The organism is Apilactobacillus micheneri (assembly GCF_002993975.1).
Lineage (GTDB): Bacteria > Bacillota > Bacilli > Lactobacillales > Lactobacillaceae > Apilactobacillus > Apilactobacillus micheneri.
On sequence record NZ_POSO01000003.1, the window covers coordinates 1 to 15,346 of the forward strand.

Here is a 15,346-nt window from a genome sequence, read left to right on the forward strand (position 1 = left end):
ATGAAATTTCCCATTCCTTTATGGAAGTAAGACCCCTAAGAGATGATTAGGTAGATAGGCTAGAAGTGGAAGTGCAGCAATGTATGGAGCGGACTAGTACTAATTGGTCGAGGACTTAACCAAGTAAGGTTGTTCTCTAAAAGAAATAATAATATCTAGTTTTGAAAGAACGAAGTTCTTTCAGATAAATAGTGTGGTGGCGATAGCTAGAAGGATACACCTGTTCCCATGCCGAACACAGCAGTTAAGCTTCTAAACGCCGAGAGTAGTTAGAGGATCGCCTCTTGCAAGGGTAGGAAGTTGCCGCGCTTATTATKSMGRATTAGCTCAGTTGGTAGAGCACCTGACTGTTAATCAGGTTGTCRTCAGTTCGAGTCTGACATTCGGAGTTAGTTATGGTCTTGGAGAGTTGTCCGAGTTGGCCGATGGAGCATCATTGGAAATGATGTAAACGGGTCAAAGCCTGTTTCAAGGGTTCGAATCCCTTACTCTCCGTTATAACTTTAATATGACCCGTTGGTCAAGTGGTTTAAGACACTGCCCTTTCACGGCAGTAACATGGGTTCGAATCCCGTACGGGTCATTATTTGGAGGATTAGCTCAGTTGGGAGAGCATCTGCCTTACAAGCAGGAGGTCACAGGTTCGAGCCCTGTATCCTCCATCCAAATATTGGACTGGTTCGTTGGTCTAGTTGGTTTAGGACGCCTGCCTGTCACGCAGGAGGTCACGAGTTCGAGTCTCGTACGAACCGTTGTTGTTTTATTACAACATATAATTAAATAATCTATAGCATAACATAAATGGTTTGGCTCGGTAGCTCAGTTGGTAGAGCAACGGATTGAAGCTCCGTGTGTCGGCAGTTCGATTCTGTCCCGCGCCATTTATGGAGGAGTAGCGAAGTCTGGCTAAACGCGGCGGACTGTAAATCCGCTCCTTCGGGTTCGGTGGTTCGAATCCACTCTCCTCCATTTTAAATAGGGATATAGTTCAATGGTAGAATACCGGTCTCCAAAACCGTTGATGTGGGTTCAACTCCTACTATCCCTGTTATGTTGCTATGGCGGTAGTGGTGAAGTGGTTAACACATCGGTTTGTGGATCCGACACGCGTGGGTTCGATCCCCACCTACCGCCCTTTTTAATTGGGCTATAGCCAAGTGGTAAGGCAATGGACTTTGACTCCATCATGCGCTGGTTCGAATCCAGCTAGCCCAGTTGAATATTATATTAAATGGCGGTATGGCCAAGTGGTAAGGCAGAGGTCTGCAAAACCTTTATCATCGGTTCAAATCCGATTACCGCCTTTAATTTTTCATTAATATATTTTGCCGGAGTGGCGGAATTGGCAGACGCGCTGGACTCAAAATCCAGTGATCGTATAGATCGTGTGGGTTCGAACCCACCTCCGGTATAATTATAATCGAATAAATCTAATCAAAGAACGATAAGCAATTTAGTGCTTATCGTTTATTTTTTTACTGTTACAATAGTCTTTTAAATGTTGTAATTTTGTGATATGCTTATAAAAGTTATGAGCGTATTCCCGATAGGATTCACCTAGTAGTGAAGATGCCTTGTAACCAAAATCGTAGGGGGAATAATTAAATGCAAGAAAGACATTTATTTACATCAGAATCTGTTTCAGAAGGACATCCTGATAAAATTGCTGATCAAATTAGTGATGCTATTTTAGACGAAATGTTAAAACAAGATCCTGATTCTAGAGTGGCCTGTGAATGTTCTGTTACAACAGGTTTGGTTTTAGTTTTTGGTGAAATTACAACAAAAGCATATGTAAATATACAAAAAGTAGTTAGAGAAACAATTAAAAATATTGGTTATGATAATAACCAATATGGATTTGACGGAAATACATGTGCTGTATTAGTTGCTATTGACGAACAATCACCTGATATTGCACAAGGTGTAGATGATTCTGTTGAAAAAAGAGACAATAGTGAAGATGCATTAGATAAAATAGGTGCAGGGGATCAAGGCTTAATGTTTGGTTACGCCGTAGATGAAACTCCTGAATTAATGCCTTTACCTATTTCATTGAGTCATAATTTGATGCGTAAAATTACTGAATTAAGAAAGAATGAATCAATACCATATTTAAGACCCGATGCTAAGGCAGAAGTTACAGTGGAATATGATGATAATGATGTTCCCACATTAGTTGATACAGTGGTTTTAAGTACTCAACATGATCCAGATGTTACTTTGAATCAAATAAGAAATGATATTATTGATAAAGTCATTAAACAAGTAATTCCAGATGAATTTTTAAGTTCAAAGACTAAATATTATATTAATCCAACTGGAAGATTTGTAATTGGTGGGCCACAAGGAGATGCTGGCTTAACTGGTCGTAAGATTATAGTTGATACTTATGGAGGAGCTGCTCATCATGGTGGTGGTGCTTTTTCTGGTAAAGATGCAACTAAGGTCGATCGTTCTGCTAGCTATGCTGCTAGATATATTGCAAAAAATATTGTTGCTGCAAAATTAGCTAAAAAGGTTGAAGTTCAAATTGCTTATGCAATTGGAGTTGCAGAACCTGTATCAATTTCTATTAATACTTTTAATACTTCTAGAGTTTCGGAAGAATCATTAATTGAAGCAGTTAGAAAAATATTTGATTTAAGACCCGCTGGAATTATTAAAATGCTTGACTTAAAACGTCCTATTTATAAACAGACTGCTGTTTATGGTCACTTTGGTAGAACAGATGTTGATTTGCCATGGGAAAAGACTGATAAAGTCGAAGAATTAAATAATTTTTTAAATAATAAGGCTTAATAAAATAAAAAACGATTTATTTTGTTTTTATACAAATTAAATCGTTTTTCTTTTATTATGGGGGTTAAAATAAATATGATACAAAAAAATAATCGATTTTGGATTACTATGGCACTGTTTTTATCTACCTTTGTTGGTGCAATTTCTATAACAATTGTATCAACATCCTTACCATCAATAGTAGGAGACATCCATGGGGTTTCTCTTATGAACTGGGTCTTTTCTATATTTTTATTGACTAGTGTGGTTACTACTCCAATATATGGAAAACTATCTGATCAATTTGGTAGAAAAAAGATTTTTTTAACTGGATTACTAATATTTTTAATTGGAAGTTTTTTTTCAGGTATTTCTAATAATATGGAAATTTTAATATTTTGGCGTGCGATTCAGGGGATTGGTTCTTCTGCTATTATGCCGATGACATATACAATAATATCTGATATATATCCTTTTAATAATAAATCTAAATTAATTGGAATAAATGGTGCGATTTGGGGAATATCTTTAACTATCGCTCCATTATTAGGCGGAATAGTTGTTGATACATTTAACTGGCGATGGATATTTTTCATAAATATACCTATTATAATATTATCAATTTGTATAATTCTTTTATTTTTTAAAGAAAAAAATTTTGGTACTAAACAAAAGATAGACTATTTGGGAATAATATATTTATCATTATTTTTATTTTCAATAATGTATGTAATACAATTAATGGATTCAATTCCTAATACAATTAATAGTATATACTATCTAATAATTATTTCTTTAATTTCATTGGTCTTATTTATAAGAAATGAGTATAGAACTATTAATCCATTAATTCCAATGTCATTATTTAATAATAAGACTTTTATAATTCAAAATATAATTATATTATTAATGAGTGGCTTTGTTTTTGGGTTGGAAATTTATCTGCCAATTTGGATTCAAGGAATTATGGGTTTATCAGCATCTTTTTCAGGATTAGCGATTACCCCAATTTCAATATTCTGGATTATTGGTTCATTTTTTTCAGGATGGTTATTATCTAAAAGTAGTGCTTCTTATGTAACAATTATTGGCTCTATTTTTACTATAATATCTGCTGTATGCTTAATATTGTTATCTATTAATTCTTCAATTATATATTTCTTTGTTATATCATCACTATGTGGCATTGGTTTTGGATTGACTATTACTAATAGTACTGTTACTTCTCAAAACATTGTTGAACAAGATAAAGTAGGAGTTGCTACTTCGTTTAATAGCTTAAGCAGGATCCTTGGACAAACATTTATTATCTCTATCTTAGAAATTGTCATGAATAGACAAATTAAGATAGGAACTCTTCATTCTAATGCTGGCATTACTTCTAATAAAATAAATGAATTTATAAACTATAAAACTCATTTGAACTTATCTGAAAATGTACTTAATTCTTTAAAAAATATATTATATAATTCTTTGCATGAAGTTTTCTTATTTTGTTTAATAATAGTTATACTAGTAGTTATTATTAATTTGTTTGATAAAAAAATTGATAAATAAAAAAGACACGATTGAAAATCGTGTCTTTTTTATTTTTTTGAATAGCTATTAAGATAGGGGGTTCATTTATCTGGTTAATAAATTTATATTCTAAAACAGAATATTCTTTTTGTTCTAAATTTTTGACAAAATCTATTACTGTATTTTTTTCAGTTTTTCCGCCAGGATGACCATAATATAATACCAATATTATAATGCCATCTTTTTCAAGCAATTCTAAACATGCTTTAATTGCTGTTATTGTTGTTTTGGGCTTTGTTATTATATCTTTATTGCCACCTGGTAAATATCCTAAGTTAAAAATTGCTCCATTAATTTTATCTTTTACATATTCTTTAATTTTTTCATGTCCAATATTGAATAGTTTAGTATTATTTAAATTATTTTTTTCTAGTCTTTTTTTAGTAATATTGATAGCATCTTTTTGTAAATCAAAGCCGTATACTTTACCATGTTCTTTTACTAATTTAGATAAAAATTCAGTATCATTTCCTTTACCTACAGTGGCATCGATAACATTATCACCACTTTTTATTACTTGTGACATTATCGTATGACTATACCTTAAAGATGGTTCTAATTTCATAATAAAATCCTTTCCGAAATTTTTATTAGTTAAATTATATCATTTATAAAATATATTGGTTAAACTTGATTTTAAATTTATAGACTGGTAATATAATAAATAATTAAATTGATAGATAATAAAATGTGGATACGAACTAGTAAATTGATTAATTTTTTCAGAAACTAAATGGACGCTGTGAATTTAGAAATTAATCAATTGAACTCATCGTTGAATTTTTAACTGAAAATAATAGGTTAAAACGTTTTCCTCGTTACGGAGCGTAAAGAGTTTTGTATTGTTATACAAAGAATTTTTAGGTGGTACCGCGGAAACTTTCGTCCTATAGGTGATTTTTGATATTCACTTGTAGGACTTTTTTATTATCTAATAATTATTTTTATAGGAGGAATAATATATAATGCCTTACAATCATCTTGATATAGAAAAAAAGTGGCAAAAATATTGGGCCAAAAATGATACGTTTAAAACAACAAATGATCCTAATAAAGAAAATTATTACGCTTTAGACATGTTTCCTTATCCTTCAGGACAAGGATTGCATGTTGGACATCCAGAAGGATATACAGCAACTGACATAATGTCTAGAATGAAAAGAATGCAGGGTAAAAATGTATTGCATCCAATTGGCTTTGATGCATTTGGATTACCAGCAGAACAATATGCTTTAAAAACTGGTAATCATCCTGGTACTTTTACTCAAAAGAATATTGAACATTTTAGAGAACAAATTAAATCTTTAGGATTTTCATATGATTGGGATCGAGAAGTTGATACTACTGATCCAAAATATTATAAATGGACTCAATGGATCTTTGAACAACTTTATAAAAAAGGTTTAGCATACGAAGATAAAATTGAAGTTAACTGGGCTCCTGATTTTATGGGGGGAACAGTTGTTGCTAATGAAGAAGTGAAAGATGGTAAAACTGAACGTGGTGGTTATCCAGTATACCGTGTTCCAATGACTCAATGGGTATTGAAAATTACTGCTTACGCTGATCGTCTAATTGATGATTTGGATGACTTAGATTGGCCTGAAAGTATTAAAGAAATGCAAAAAAATTGGATTGGTCGTTCAAGAGGTGCAAGTGTATTCTTTAATGTTTATGGTCATGATGATGACACAATCGAAGTGTTTACTACCAGACCAGATACCTTATTTGGTGCTTCTTATATGGTCCTTGCTCCTGAACATGAATTAGTTGATAAAATTACAACTGCTGATCAAAAAGAAGCTGTTGAGAAATATCGAAAAGAAGTTTCAACTAAATCTGACTTAGAAAGAACTGATTTAAATAAGAATAAATCGGGTGTATTTACTGGAGCATATGGTGTTAATCCAATTAATGGTGAAAAATTACCAATATGGATTGGAGATTATGTATTATCTAGTTATGGTACTGGTGCAATAATGGCAGTTCCTGCACATGATGATCGTGACTATGAATTTGCTAATAAATTCGATTTACCAATTAAGCCTGTTATTGAAGGTGGAGATGTTTCTAAAGAGGCATACACCGGAGATGGAAAACATATTAATTCCGATTTCTTAGATGGCATGGGTAAACAAGAAGCTATCGAAAAAGCTATTAAATGGTTAGAAGATAATAATGCAGGTAATGCTAAAACTAATTATCGATTAAGAGATTGGATTTTCTCACGTCAAAGATATTGGGGAGAACCAATTCCTGTTATTCATTGGGAAGACGGTAGTACATCATTAGTTCCAGAAGATGAATTACCTTTGAAATTACCAGAGGCTAAAAATATTGAACCATCTGGTACGGGAGAATCTCCATTAGCTAACATTGATGATTGGGTAAATGTTGTAGACAAAAATGGTAAAAAAGGTAAACGTGAAACTAATACAATGCCACAATGGGCAGGAAGTTCATGGTATTACTTAAGATATATTGATCCTCATAACGATAAAAAACTAGCAGATCCAGAATTACTAAAAAAATGGTTGCCAGTTGATTTATATATCGGTGGTGCCGAACATGCAGTGCTTCATTTATTATATGCAAGATTTTGGCATAAAGTACTTTATGATTTAGGAGTTGTACCAACTAAGGAGCCATTCCAAAAACTTGTTAACCAAGGGATGATTTTAGGTACTAATCATGAAAAAATGTCTAAATCTAAAGGAAATGTGGTTAATCCTGATGATATTGTTGAAGAATATGGTGCTGATACATTAAGACTTTATGAAATGTTCATGGGACCATTAACTGAATCAAAGCCATGGAGTACTGAAGGTTTAAATGGTGCTAATAGATGGATTCAACGTGTATGGCGACTAATTATGGATGATAATAATCATTTGCGTGATCGCATTGTTACAGTTAATGATGGTAAATTAGATAAGATTTATAATCAAACGGTTAAAAAGGTTACTGATGATTACGAAAATCTTAGATTTAATGTAGCTATTTCAACAATGATGGTATTTGTTAATGAATGTTATAAACAAAATACATTATATTTGAAGTATATTGAAGGCTTTATTAAATTACTTGCACCAATTGTTCCACATATGACTGAAGAACTATGGAACAAGATGGGACATGAAGATTCAATTTCTTATGCTAAATGGCCAACATATGATGAAAGCAAATTAGTTGATGATGAAATTCAAATGGTTGTTCAAGTTAACGGTAAGGTTAGAGCACATATTAAAGTTGCTAATGATATGCAAAAAGATGCAATTCAAGAAGTTGCTTTAAATGACGATAAAGTTAAAGAGTTCACTGATGGTAAAACAGTTCGTAAAGTAATTGTTATCCCTGGTAAAATTGTTAATATTGTTGCTAACTAAATAAAAAATGGGGAGATTTGTTCTCCCTTTTTTATTATTATTAGATTTGCTTACTTTATAAATTTTGATTAAAATGAATAAGTCAGACAAATTTGAAAGTAGGACTATAAAATGCAAGAACAAAATGAAAATATTACAAATAGTGATCAACAGACCCAGAATAAAATGCTCCAAGGGTCTGCCTGGATGACAGCAGGAAGTATCCTTTCTAGGATATTAGGGGCAATTTACATTATTCCTTGGAGTATTTGGTTTGGAGCTTTTTATTTACAAGCCAATGCTTTGTATGTACAAGGATATAATATTTATAGTATGTTTCTTATAATATCAATTGCCGGAATTCCATCAGCAATTGCAAAGGAAGTGGCCCATTATAATGCTTTGAATGAATATGGGATAAGTCTAAGATTGTATAAAAGGGGCTTAGTTTTATCTTTTACCACTGGTATAATATGCGCATTAGCTTTATATTTTGGAGCACCGCTATTAGACAACGGTAATCCTAACGTTATTCCAGTTATACGCTCTTTATCATGGGCAGTTTTGATTATTCCAACTATGAGTTTAACTAGAGGCTATTTCCAAGGATTCCAAGACATGGCACCTTCGGCAATATCGCAATTTGCAGAGCAATTATTTAGAGTGATATATATGCTAGTTACAGCATTCTTCATAATGCGAGTTATTCATGGTAATTGGACAACCGCGGTTACACAGTCAACTTTTGCTGCTTTTATTGGATCACTGGCAGGGTTAATAATTCTTGGAATATATTATTTAAAACGCAGAAAATACTATAGTCATCTTATTGAAAATAGTAATAATAAGATTCACGTTAATGCTAATCATTTATATAAGGAAATCATTAGTCAAGCAATTCCATTCATTATCTTAGGTGCTGGAATTACTATTTTTCAACTTATTGACCAATATACTTTCTTTGACGTTATGAGGATCTCAACTAATTATCCAATGAATGTTTTAAACAAATTGTATGCAATCTTTGCTGGTAATGCTAACAAGCTAATAATGATAACTATTTCTCTTGCTTCAGCTATGGCCATTACTGTTGTACCTTTGTTATCTGAGGCATTTACTAAAAATGATAAAAAGGGTATTAGTCATCAACTTTCCAATGGTTTTATATTATTTTCTTTTGTAATGATTCCAGCTGCTTTAGGGATGACAGCAGTTTCCGGACCATTGAATCGTGTGTTTTATGGTACTGGTTATAATCATTTATCTGCTAATGTACTAGCATTTTCTTCAATTGTTTCTATACTTTTTGGATTGTTTACTGTTATTGCAGCGATGATGCAAGGAATTTCCCAAAATAAATTGGCAGTGAAATATTTTATATACGGAACTATTGCTAAAATTTTGGCCCAAGTACCTATGATATTAATATTTGGTACTTTTGGTCCACTTATCGCTTCAGCCATTGGATTCTTAGTTGTCAATGGATTAATTATTAAGTCTCTTGATAATCAATTTGGTTTTAGAAGTTATCAAATGCTAGAAAGATTAAATTTTATTTTGATATTTTCTCTTGTTACTTATTTAGTTGCCTTGGCTACTGTTTACTTGGGAAATACAGTAGTAGATATTTTTACAAATAGTTATAGTAGAGTTGGAAGTTTTATAGTAGTCGCACTAGCTGTTATTGTTGGCGGATTTATTTATTCTTACTTATCTCTCAAAAGTAGAGTCGCTGATTATGTAATTGGTCATCAATCAGATAAATTAAGAAAAATATTACACATTAAATAAAAAAGGTTTGATCCTCTAATTGAGGATTAAACCTTTTTTTCATATTTTTTCATATTTTTTCATAAAATTGGGAATTTGATTAATTATCTGACTAGGTAATACTACATATTGATCTTTTGCTAATTCATCTGCAATTTTACTATGCATAAAAACTGCAGATAAAACAGCATTGTATTTGTTATTAAATTGAGCAACAAATCCTCCAATCATACCAGCTAATGTATCACCCATACCACCAGTTGCTTGAGCAGGTGTTCCGCCAGGATTTTGAAAAACACTATCAGAGTTATAAACTTCAGTATGATGAGATTTTAAGACTACAATACTATTTAATTCCTTAACTTTTATCATATTTTGATTTTCGTTTTGATTATTTATTTTTATATCAGATAGTCGTTGCCACTCCATTTGATGAGGAGTGAAAATTTTAATAGCGTTTGGCAGCTTTATTTTATGCTTTGCAATCATAGTAATAGCTGATCCATCAATTACAACAATTTGATTTTTTTGTATTAAACTAAATACTTTATTTAAAATTTTTAAGCTTTTAGTATCTGTTCCTAATCCAGGACCGATTACAATAACATTAAAAGTAGGGATTAATGATTTTAATGTTTCTTCATCGTTATAATCGGCAAACATTGCTTCAGGTAAATGATCATGTAAACTTGAAAGGTTAATTTTATCTGTAAATGTAGTTACCAATCCAGCACCCGAATGAACAGCCGCTGATGAGGCCATTATAATTGCACCACCAAAATTTTGGTTACCACCAATTAAACCAACTTTGCCATATGTTCCCTTATAACTATTATTTGGTCTTATTCTAATTGTATTATTAACAATATCTTTAGTTATTTGATCCATACAATATTCCTCCTAAGAAGATTACATATCATAATTATATCATTACAAGACTTTAAAGTTCATTTATAGCTATTAAAACTGATTATGCTAAAATATAAATAAAGATATCAGGGGGGATTTTTTTATGATTAATTGGAAAAAACAAGCAAAGTCTTATAAAGATTCTTATTTAAAAGATTTGAAAGAATTAATTGCTATTGATAGTGAACGTAATGATAAAGACAAAACTAAAGAACATCCTTTGGGGAAAGGACCATCTGATGCTTTAAAAAAATATTTGTCCTTTGGTGAACGTGATGGTTTTAAAACAAAAAATTTAGATAATTTAGTAGGTTATATTGAGTATGGTGATGGAGATCAAACTTTAGCCATTTTGGCTCATGCCGATGTTATGCCAGCAGGTGCCGGATGGGATACTGATCCATTTGATATGACGATTAAAGATGGTAATGTTTATGGTCGTGGTGCGTCTGATGATAAAGGTCCAGGTTTAGCTGCATATTATGGACTAAAAATAATGAAAGATAATAATATTAAGCCAAATTGTAAAATCAGATTCATAGTAGGTACTGATGAGGAAAGTGATTGGACTGGGATGAAACATTATTTTGCCTTAGAGCCAGAACCTGACTTTGGTTTTTCACCAGATGCTGAATTTCCAGTTATTAACGGTGAAAAGGGAAACACTACGTTTGAAAATAAATTTAACAACAAACAAACTGATAATGCCGATACATTATTGAAGTCATTTGATTCAGGATTACGTGAGAATATGGTTCCTCGTGATGCCAATGCTTATGTATTAACTAATGATAAAGATGAAATGAATGCTGATTTTACCAATTTTATGGAAGATAGTAATTTAGATGGTGATGCTGAAATTACAGAAAAAGGAATTAAATTGCATTTAATTGGTAAATCTGCACACGGAATGGAGCCTAAGAACGGTATTAATGCTGGAACTTATCTAGCAACGTTTTTAAGCGAATATGATTTTACTGGTGATGCTGATAACTTTTTAACATTTATCGCTAAATATTTACATGATGATTCAAGATGCCATAAACTTGATACTTCATATTCGAGTGGCATAATGGGTGATTTAACTATGAATGTTGGAATTATGAAATTCGATACTCAAAATGGAGGATTTATAAATACTAATTTTAGATATCCTAAGGGGATTTCTGTTTCAACAATTAGTGAACACTTAGAAAATGCAATCAAGCCATTGTCAGGAAGTGTTAATAACACTGATAATATGGATCCGCATTATGTAGATCCCGCTGATCCAATTGTAAGTCGTTTAATTGATGTTTATCGTGAACAATCTGGTGCTAAATCAGCTAAACCAGAAGTTGTTGGTGGCGGTACCTATGGAAGAATGATGAAACGAGGAGTGGCTTTTGGTGCTTTATGCCCATGGACGGAAGATACTATGCATCAAGCTAATGAATTTCAACCTATAGATGATTTATTACTAGCGATGTCTATTTATGCACAATCAATTACCGAATTATCTAAATAATAAAAAAGCACTTTTGATTAATATTACTTTTAACCAAAAGTGCTTTTTGCTTATCTTATTTCTTTTAATTTATTATCGATTTGTTTTAATATGATTTCAGTATTTTTATCATCAGATAGATCATATTTTTGCAAATCAATTTTCATTTTAGGGCTTGCGTCATATTCTTCATACCATTTTTTATATGCTGACCACATATTATAATAATATTCTTTTAACTTGGGGTTATTATCAAATTGTTCATAATCACGACCACGCTTTTTGATTCTCTTTAAAATGGTTTCAAAGTCGGTTTCAGCATATACCATTAAATCAGGTGATTTTTTCGGTAAAGCTTTTAATTCTGACATCATTCTATCAAGTAAAGATAAATAAATTTTTAATTCCATATCGGTAATGTTTCCCTCTGCATTATTTTGCTTAGTGAAAAGGGCATCTTCATAAATTGAACGGTCTAAAATATTATTATCATCTGCTAACGCTTTTTTGATCATTCCAAAACGCTTATTTAAAAAATATATTTGTAATAAGAATCCATATTGCTTTGGGTTCTTATAATAAAGTGGAAGAACTGGATTTTCACCAACTGGTTCATAAAATGCTTTTGTATCTAGATGTTTAGAAATTTTTCCAGTTAGGGTAGTTTTACCAACCCCAATCATTCCGGCAGTAATTATCACCATTATTAACTCCTTAATTTCAACAATAATATTATTATTTTATCATATTATATAAATATAAATAAAAATACCCCGATAAAAATCAGGGTATTTTTATTTAAGTTTAGATTACTTTTTTTCGTCTTTTAATAGGTCACGAATTTCACCAAGTAATGCATCAGTTTTACTTTCTTTAGCTGAAGTATCACGTTTAGTTAATTTGTTGAATGCTCTTACCATTAAGAAGATGATAAATGCAATAATAATGAAATTAATAATTGCTTCAATGAATGAACCAACTTTAAATTGAGCACTACCAACTGAGAATACTAAACCTGATAGATTAATTTGTCCTAGGAATAAACCTAAGAATGGATTAATCAAATCAGTAGTTAATGATTTAACAATAGCTGTAAATGCTGAACCGATGATAACACCAACGGCTAAATCAACTACACTACCTCTAGATAAGAATGCTTTAAAATCTTTAAACATATAAATTCTCCTTATGTAAATTATTAATTATGAATATAATAACATAAAAATCATCTAATAATAATGAAAAATGTTATACTTGGCATGGGATTAGCATTTTAATTATTGAAAGGTGTACTAGCACAATGACAAAACGAAATTATTGGATATATATTTTTTTTACTATAACTATTTTATTTTGTTTGCAGAATAGTCATTTAGTAACAAATGTTTATGCCAAAAATAATATCAAGACTGAAAAAATAAAAAATAATCCATCAACTGTACCGCAACAATCCAAATCCAGTTTTTTAGTTGCTATGAAAATAAAGCATCAGAATTCATTAAATACATATATTTTAAATAAAAATAACAAAAAATTTATTTCCACTAAACAATTTAGTAATCGTTATGGGCAGGATAAAAATAATATATATAAAATAAAAAGGTACTTTTATAAATATCATTTAAAAGTTAAAGTATATCGTGGAAATCTTATATTAAAAGTCTATGGTTCGATAAAAAACATACAGAAAGCTTTGAAATTTAAATTTATTAATTTAAATAAATCAGGTGTTAATGTCATAAAGCCTAATCATAAACTTACTTTACCTAAAAGATACCAAAAAAATATTATTGATATAATTGGTTTAACAAACTATGATGGTATCGATCATAAAGATCATAATGGTAACAATGTTTCTGATTCTGATTTGAAATCTAATAGTCCACAAAAATTTATTAACAGATATAATGTTTCACCTTTATCTGATAATTCTAAAAGGAAAACTTCCATAGGAATTATTTCCTTTGGTGATTTTAGTAAAGCAGATGTAGGAACATATTGGCGCAAAATGGGAACTTCTGGAAATACTAGTAGAATTAAAGTTTATAATCATGATGCTGATACAGCAATTGATAATAATAGCAGTGATGAAACTACTATGGACTTAGAACAGGCAGGATTTGTTAATCCTAAGGCTAATTTAAATTTATATTTATCTTCACCAACCATTTCCGGTTTATTAACTAGTTTGTCAGATGCTGTTAGTGATAACAAATCTGATACTTTATCATTGAGTTGGGGGATAAGTGAATCTGAGATTAAAAGAGAAATTAAATTAGGTATTTTAAGCAAAAAATATAGTCAGATAATTAATCTAATTTTAGAACAAGCTGCTGCTCAAGGTATTAGTGTATTCAATTCATCTGGTGATAATGGTGCTTATGATGGAATCTCAAGTGGAGTTACTAGTTTATCGGTTGAATCGCCTTCATCATCTCCATATATAACTTCTGTAGGTGCTACAAGTATACCGGTCGATTATTCAATTAATGGTCAACGTATAAGAATTAATAAAGAACGCGCTTGGTCTAATGACTTTTTGTACCCATATTTTAATAAATTAAAATTATATGAGGCTAATAGTTCTATTTTTATTCCTAGTTATTTTGCTGGAACTGGTGGTGGATTTAGTAAGTTAAATTCTGTCCCTGCTTACCAAAAAAATATTAAAGGTGTAGGGAGTTATAATGCTATTAAATATTGGGATATGAGTTCTGGTTATGCACAGCAATATACTGCACCTAGTTTAGTTTCTGGTGAAAATTCAGGTAGAAATGTACCTGATATTGTTGCCAATGGTGATCCGCAGTCTGGTTATACTGTTTATCATAATAATAAATGGAGTATAAGTGGGGGTACCAGTATTGTTGCTCCACAAATAGCAGGGGTGGATTCATTGATGGTTGCTAAAGCTAAACATAGAATGGGACTTTGGAATCCTAAAATATATTCATATTCAACATCCCATAACTCGCCTTTTAATCCGATTGATTCTATAAATGATAATAGTAATATTTATTATGTTGGACAACCTGGAAAGCCTTATAATCAAGCAACCGGTTTAGGAACAGTCAATTATTATAAACTATATAAAGAAATGAAATAAAAAAGCAATGACATTTTAGTCATTGCTTTTTGTTATTCTTTCATTTTTTTAAGCATTTCATCTGCAATTAACCAGCGTCTTGCTCTTTTACGTAGTTCCATATTTGTTATTTTGTTAACAGTCATTTTTTCAAAAGCTGCACTATAATCAATTGATACACTATCAGCAGGCATCTTAATTGGTTCAAGCATTCTCTTTTTAAATGCCTTTTTAGATTCTTCCATTGCGTTTTCAATTGATTCTACAGTTTCATCAAAATTATGTGAAATTAAACTTTTAGCAAAATTTAATTCTGATCCTTTATAAGAACTATAAATAAACATTACTAAATTAAGTGTTTTTTCTTTCATA

Annotated in this window: 11 protein-coding genes, 11 tRNA genes, 2 rRNA genes, 1 riboswitch and 1 other annotated feature; of the genes, 19 read left to right on the plus strand and 5 right to left on the minus strand. The window is 31.0% G+C overall.

Translation table 11 applies throughout. The features are described from left to right. From C7N41_RS04010 to C7N41_RS04085, 15 genes are all read left to right on the plus strand, one after another. Positions 1–123: ribosomal RNA gene (locus tag C7N41_RS04010) — 23S ribosomal RNA — on the plus strand; the annotation flags it as partial. A 69-nt stretch (positions 124–192) separates the two neighbouring features. Continuing rightward, positions 193–309: ribosomal RNA gene (gene rrf / locus C7N41_RS04015) — 5S ribosomal RNA — on the plus strand. Positions 310–403: 94 nt separating this feature from the next. Continuing rightward, positions 404–495 (plus strand) — tRNA-Ser (locus C7N41_RS04025). A gap of 15 nt (positions 496–510) precedes the next feature. After that, positions 511–583 (plus strand) — tRNA-Glu (locus tag C7N41_RS04030). Between the two features lie 6 nt (positions 584–589). Next, positions 590–662: transfer RNA gene (locus C7N41_RS04035), tRNA-Val, on the plus strand. 15 nt (positions 663–677) lie between these two features. Further along, positions 678–752 (plus strand) — tRNA-Asp (locus C7N41_RS04040). A 56-nt stretch (positions 753–808) separates the two neighbouring features. Next, a tRNA-Phe gene (locus C7N41_RS04045) sits at positions 809–881 on the plus strand. 5 nt (positions 882–886) lie between these two features. Beyond that, a tRNA-Tyr gene (locus C7N41_RS04050) sits at positions 887–969 on the plus strand. Between the two features lie 8 nt (positions 970–977). Continuing rightward, positions 978–1,048: transfer RNA gene (locus C7N41_RS04055), tRNA-Trp, on the plus strand. 13 nt (positions 1,049–1,061) lie between these two features. Continuing rightward, positions 1,062–1,134 (plus strand) — tRNA-His (locus tag C7N41_RS04060). A gap of 9 nt (positions 1,135–1,143) precedes the next feature. Beyond that, positions 1,144–1,215: transfer RNA gene (locus C7N41_RS04065), tRNA-Gln, on the plus strand. Between the two features lie 18 nt (positions 1,216–1,233). Continuing rightward, positions 1,234–1,304, plus strand: a tRNA-Cys gene (locus tag C7N41_RS04070). Between the two features lie 23 nt (positions 1,305–1,327). Beyond that, a tRNA-Leu gene (locus C7N41_RS04075) sits at positions 1,328–1,411 on the plus strand. 113 nt (positions 1,412–1,524) lie between these two features. After that, positions 1,525–1,608, plus strand: a riboswitch (SMK box riboswitch). After that, the gene (gene metK, locus C7N41_RS04080) at positions 1,606–2,802 is read left to right on the plus strand and encodes a methionine adenosyltransferase (RefSeq protein ID WP_105964458.1); all 1,197 of its coding nucleotides are present in this window, start codon (positions 1,606–1,608) and stop codon (positions 2,800–2,802) included. It overlaps the preceding riboswitch by 3 nt. Positions 2,803–2,877: 75 nt before the next feature. Next, on the plus strand, positions 2,878–4,338 hold the full coding sequence (locus C7N41_RS04085) for an MDR family MFS transporter (protein WP_105964459.1): 1,461 nt from the start codon (positions 2,878–2,880) through the stop codon (positions 4,336–4,338). Here the strand turns inward: C7N41_RS04085 and C7N41_RS04090 are convergent. After that, the gene (locus tag C7N41_RS04090) at positions 4,307–4,924 is read right to left on the minus strand and encodes a tRNA (mnm(5)s(2)U34)-methyltransferase (protein ID WP_105964460.1); all 618 of its coding nucleotides are present in this window, start codon (positions 4,922–4,924) and stop codon (positions 4,307–4,309) included. The genes C7N41_RS04085 and C7N41_RS04090 overlap by 32 nt on opposite strands. A 117-nt stretch (positions 4,925–5,041) precedes the next feature. After that, positions 5,042–5,252: a binding site (T-box leader), on the plus strand. A 72-nt stretch (positions 5,253–5,324) separates the two neighbouring features. On the opposite strand from C7N41_RS04090, the gene leuS reads away from it, so the two are divergent. Both leuS and C7N41_RS04100 read left to right on the plus strand, forming a co-directional pair. After that, the gene (gene leuS / locus C7N41_RS04095) at positions 5,325–7,745 is read left to right on the plus strand and encodes a leucine--tRNA ligase (RefSeq protein ID WP_105964461.1); all 2,421 of its coding nucleotides are present in this window, start codon (positions 5,325–5,327) and stop codon (positions 7,743–7,745) included. A 111-nt stretch (positions 7,746–7,856) separates the two neighbouring features. Next, the gene (locus C7N41_RS04100; RefSeq protein WP_105964462.1) at positions 7,857–9,515 is read left to right on the plus strand and encodes a putative polysaccharide biosynthesis protein; all 1,659 of its coding nucleotides are present in this window, start codon (positions 7,857–7,859) and stop codon (positions 9,513–9,515) included. 39 nt (positions 9,516–9,554) lie between these two features. On the opposite strand, the gene C7N41_RS04105 is transcribed toward C7N41_RS04100, so the two are convergent. After that, a complete protein-coding gene (locus C7N41_RS04105; RefSeq protein WP_105964463.1) occupies positions 9,555–10,382 on the minus strand; it encodes an NAD(P)H-hydrate dehydratase in 828 nt (275 codons plus the stop codon). A gap of 124 nt (positions 10,383–10,506) precedes the next feature. On the opposite strand from C7N41_RS04105, the gene pepV reads away from it, so the two are divergent. Beyond that, positions 10,507–11,910, plus strand: coding sequence for a dipeptidase PepV (gene pepV, locus C7N41_RS04110; protein WP_105964464.1), 1,404 nt, complete (start codon positions 10,507–10,509; stop codon positions 11,908–11,910). A gap of 50 nt (positions 11,911–11,960) precedes the next feature. Here the strand turns inward: pepV and C7N41_RS04115 are convergent, their stop codons facing one another. Together C7N41_RS04115 and mscL are read right to left on the minus strand one after the other, a co-directional pair. Continuing rightward, positions 11,961–12,593 carry a deoxynucleoside kinase gene (locus C7N41_RS04115; RefSeq protein ID WP_105964465.1) on the minus strand — a complete coding sequence of 211 codons (633 nt, stop codon included), beginning with the start codon at positions 12,591–12,593 and terminating at the stop codon, positions 11,961–11,963. A gap of 105 nt (positions 12,594–12,698) precedes the next feature. Then, positions 12,699–13,064: a large conductance mechanosensitive channel protein MscL gene (mscL, locus tag C7N41_RS04120; RefSeq protein ID WP_105955894.1), complete on the minus strand. Its 366-nt coding sequence runs from the start codon at positions 13,062–13,064 to the stop codon at positions 12,699–12,701. Positions 13,065–13,189: 125 nt separating this feature from the next. Between mscL and C7N41_RS04125 the strand changes: the two genes are divergently transcribed. Then, positions 13,190–14,995, plus strand: a complete 1,806-nt coding sequence (locus C7N41_RS04125) for a S53 family peptidase (RefSeq protein WP_105964466.1) — start codon at positions 13,190–13,192, stop codon at positions 14,993–14,995. A gap of 32 nt (positions 14,996–15,027) precedes the next feature. On the opposite strand, the gene C7N41_RS04130 is transcribed toward C7N41_RS04125, so the two are convergent. After that, positions 15,028–15,345 (minus strand): hypothetical protein, encoded by a 318-nt coding sequence (locus tag C7N41_RS04130; RefSeq protein WP_105964467.1) that lies wholly within the window; start codon positions 15,343–15,345, stop codon positions 15,028–15,030. Between the last annotated feature and the right edge of the window lies 1 nt (position 15,346).

What these genes read in the sequence shown, in the direction of transcription:
- C7N41_RS04085 (WP_105964459.1), top strand. Translation starts at nt 2,878, where the DNA reads ATGATACAAAAAAATAATCGATTTTGGATTACTATGGCACTGTTTTTA.
- C7N41_RS04100 (WP_105964462.1), top strand. Translation starts at nt 7,857, where the DNA reads ATGCAAGAACAAAATGAAAATATTACAAATAGTGATCAACAGACCCAG.
- metK (WP_105964458.1), top strand. Translation starts at nt 1,606, where the DNA reads ATGCAAGAAAGACATTTATTTACATCAGAATCTGTTTCAGAAGGACAT.
- C7N41_RS04125 (WP_105964466.1), top strand. Translation starts at nt 13,190, where the DNA reads ATGACAAAACGAAATTATTGGATATATATTTTTTTTACTATAACTATT.
- C7N41_RS04090 (WP_105964460.1), bottom strand. Translation starts at nt 4,924, where the DNA reads ATGAAATTAGAACCATCTTTAAGGTATAGTCATACGATAATGTCACAA.
- leuS (WP_105964461.1), top strand. Translation starts at nt 5,325, where the DNA reads ATGCCTTACAATCATCTTGATATAGAAAAAAAGTGGCAAAAATATTGG.
- C7N41_RS04105 (WP_105964463.1), bottom strand. Translation starts at nt 10,382, where the DNA reads ATGGATCAAATAACTAAAGATATTGTTAATAATACAATTAGAATAAGA.
- C7N41_RS04130 (WP_105964467.1), bottom strand. Translation starts at nt 15,345, where the DNA reads ATGAAAGAAAAAACACTTAATTTAGTAATGTTTATTTATAGTTCTTAT.
- mscL (WP_105955894.1), bottom strand. Translation starts at nt 13,064, where the DNA reads ATGTTTAAAGATTTTAAAGCATTCTTATCTAGAGGTAGTGTAGTTGAT.
- C7N41_RS04115 (WP_105964465.1), bottom strand. Translation starts at nt 12,593, where the DNA reads ATGGTGATAATTACTGCCGGAATGATTGGGGTTGGTAAAACTACCCTA.
- pepV (WP_105964464.1), top strand. Translation starts at nt 10,507, where the DNA reads ATGATTAATTGGAAAAAACAAGCAAAGTCTTATAAAGATTCTTATTTA.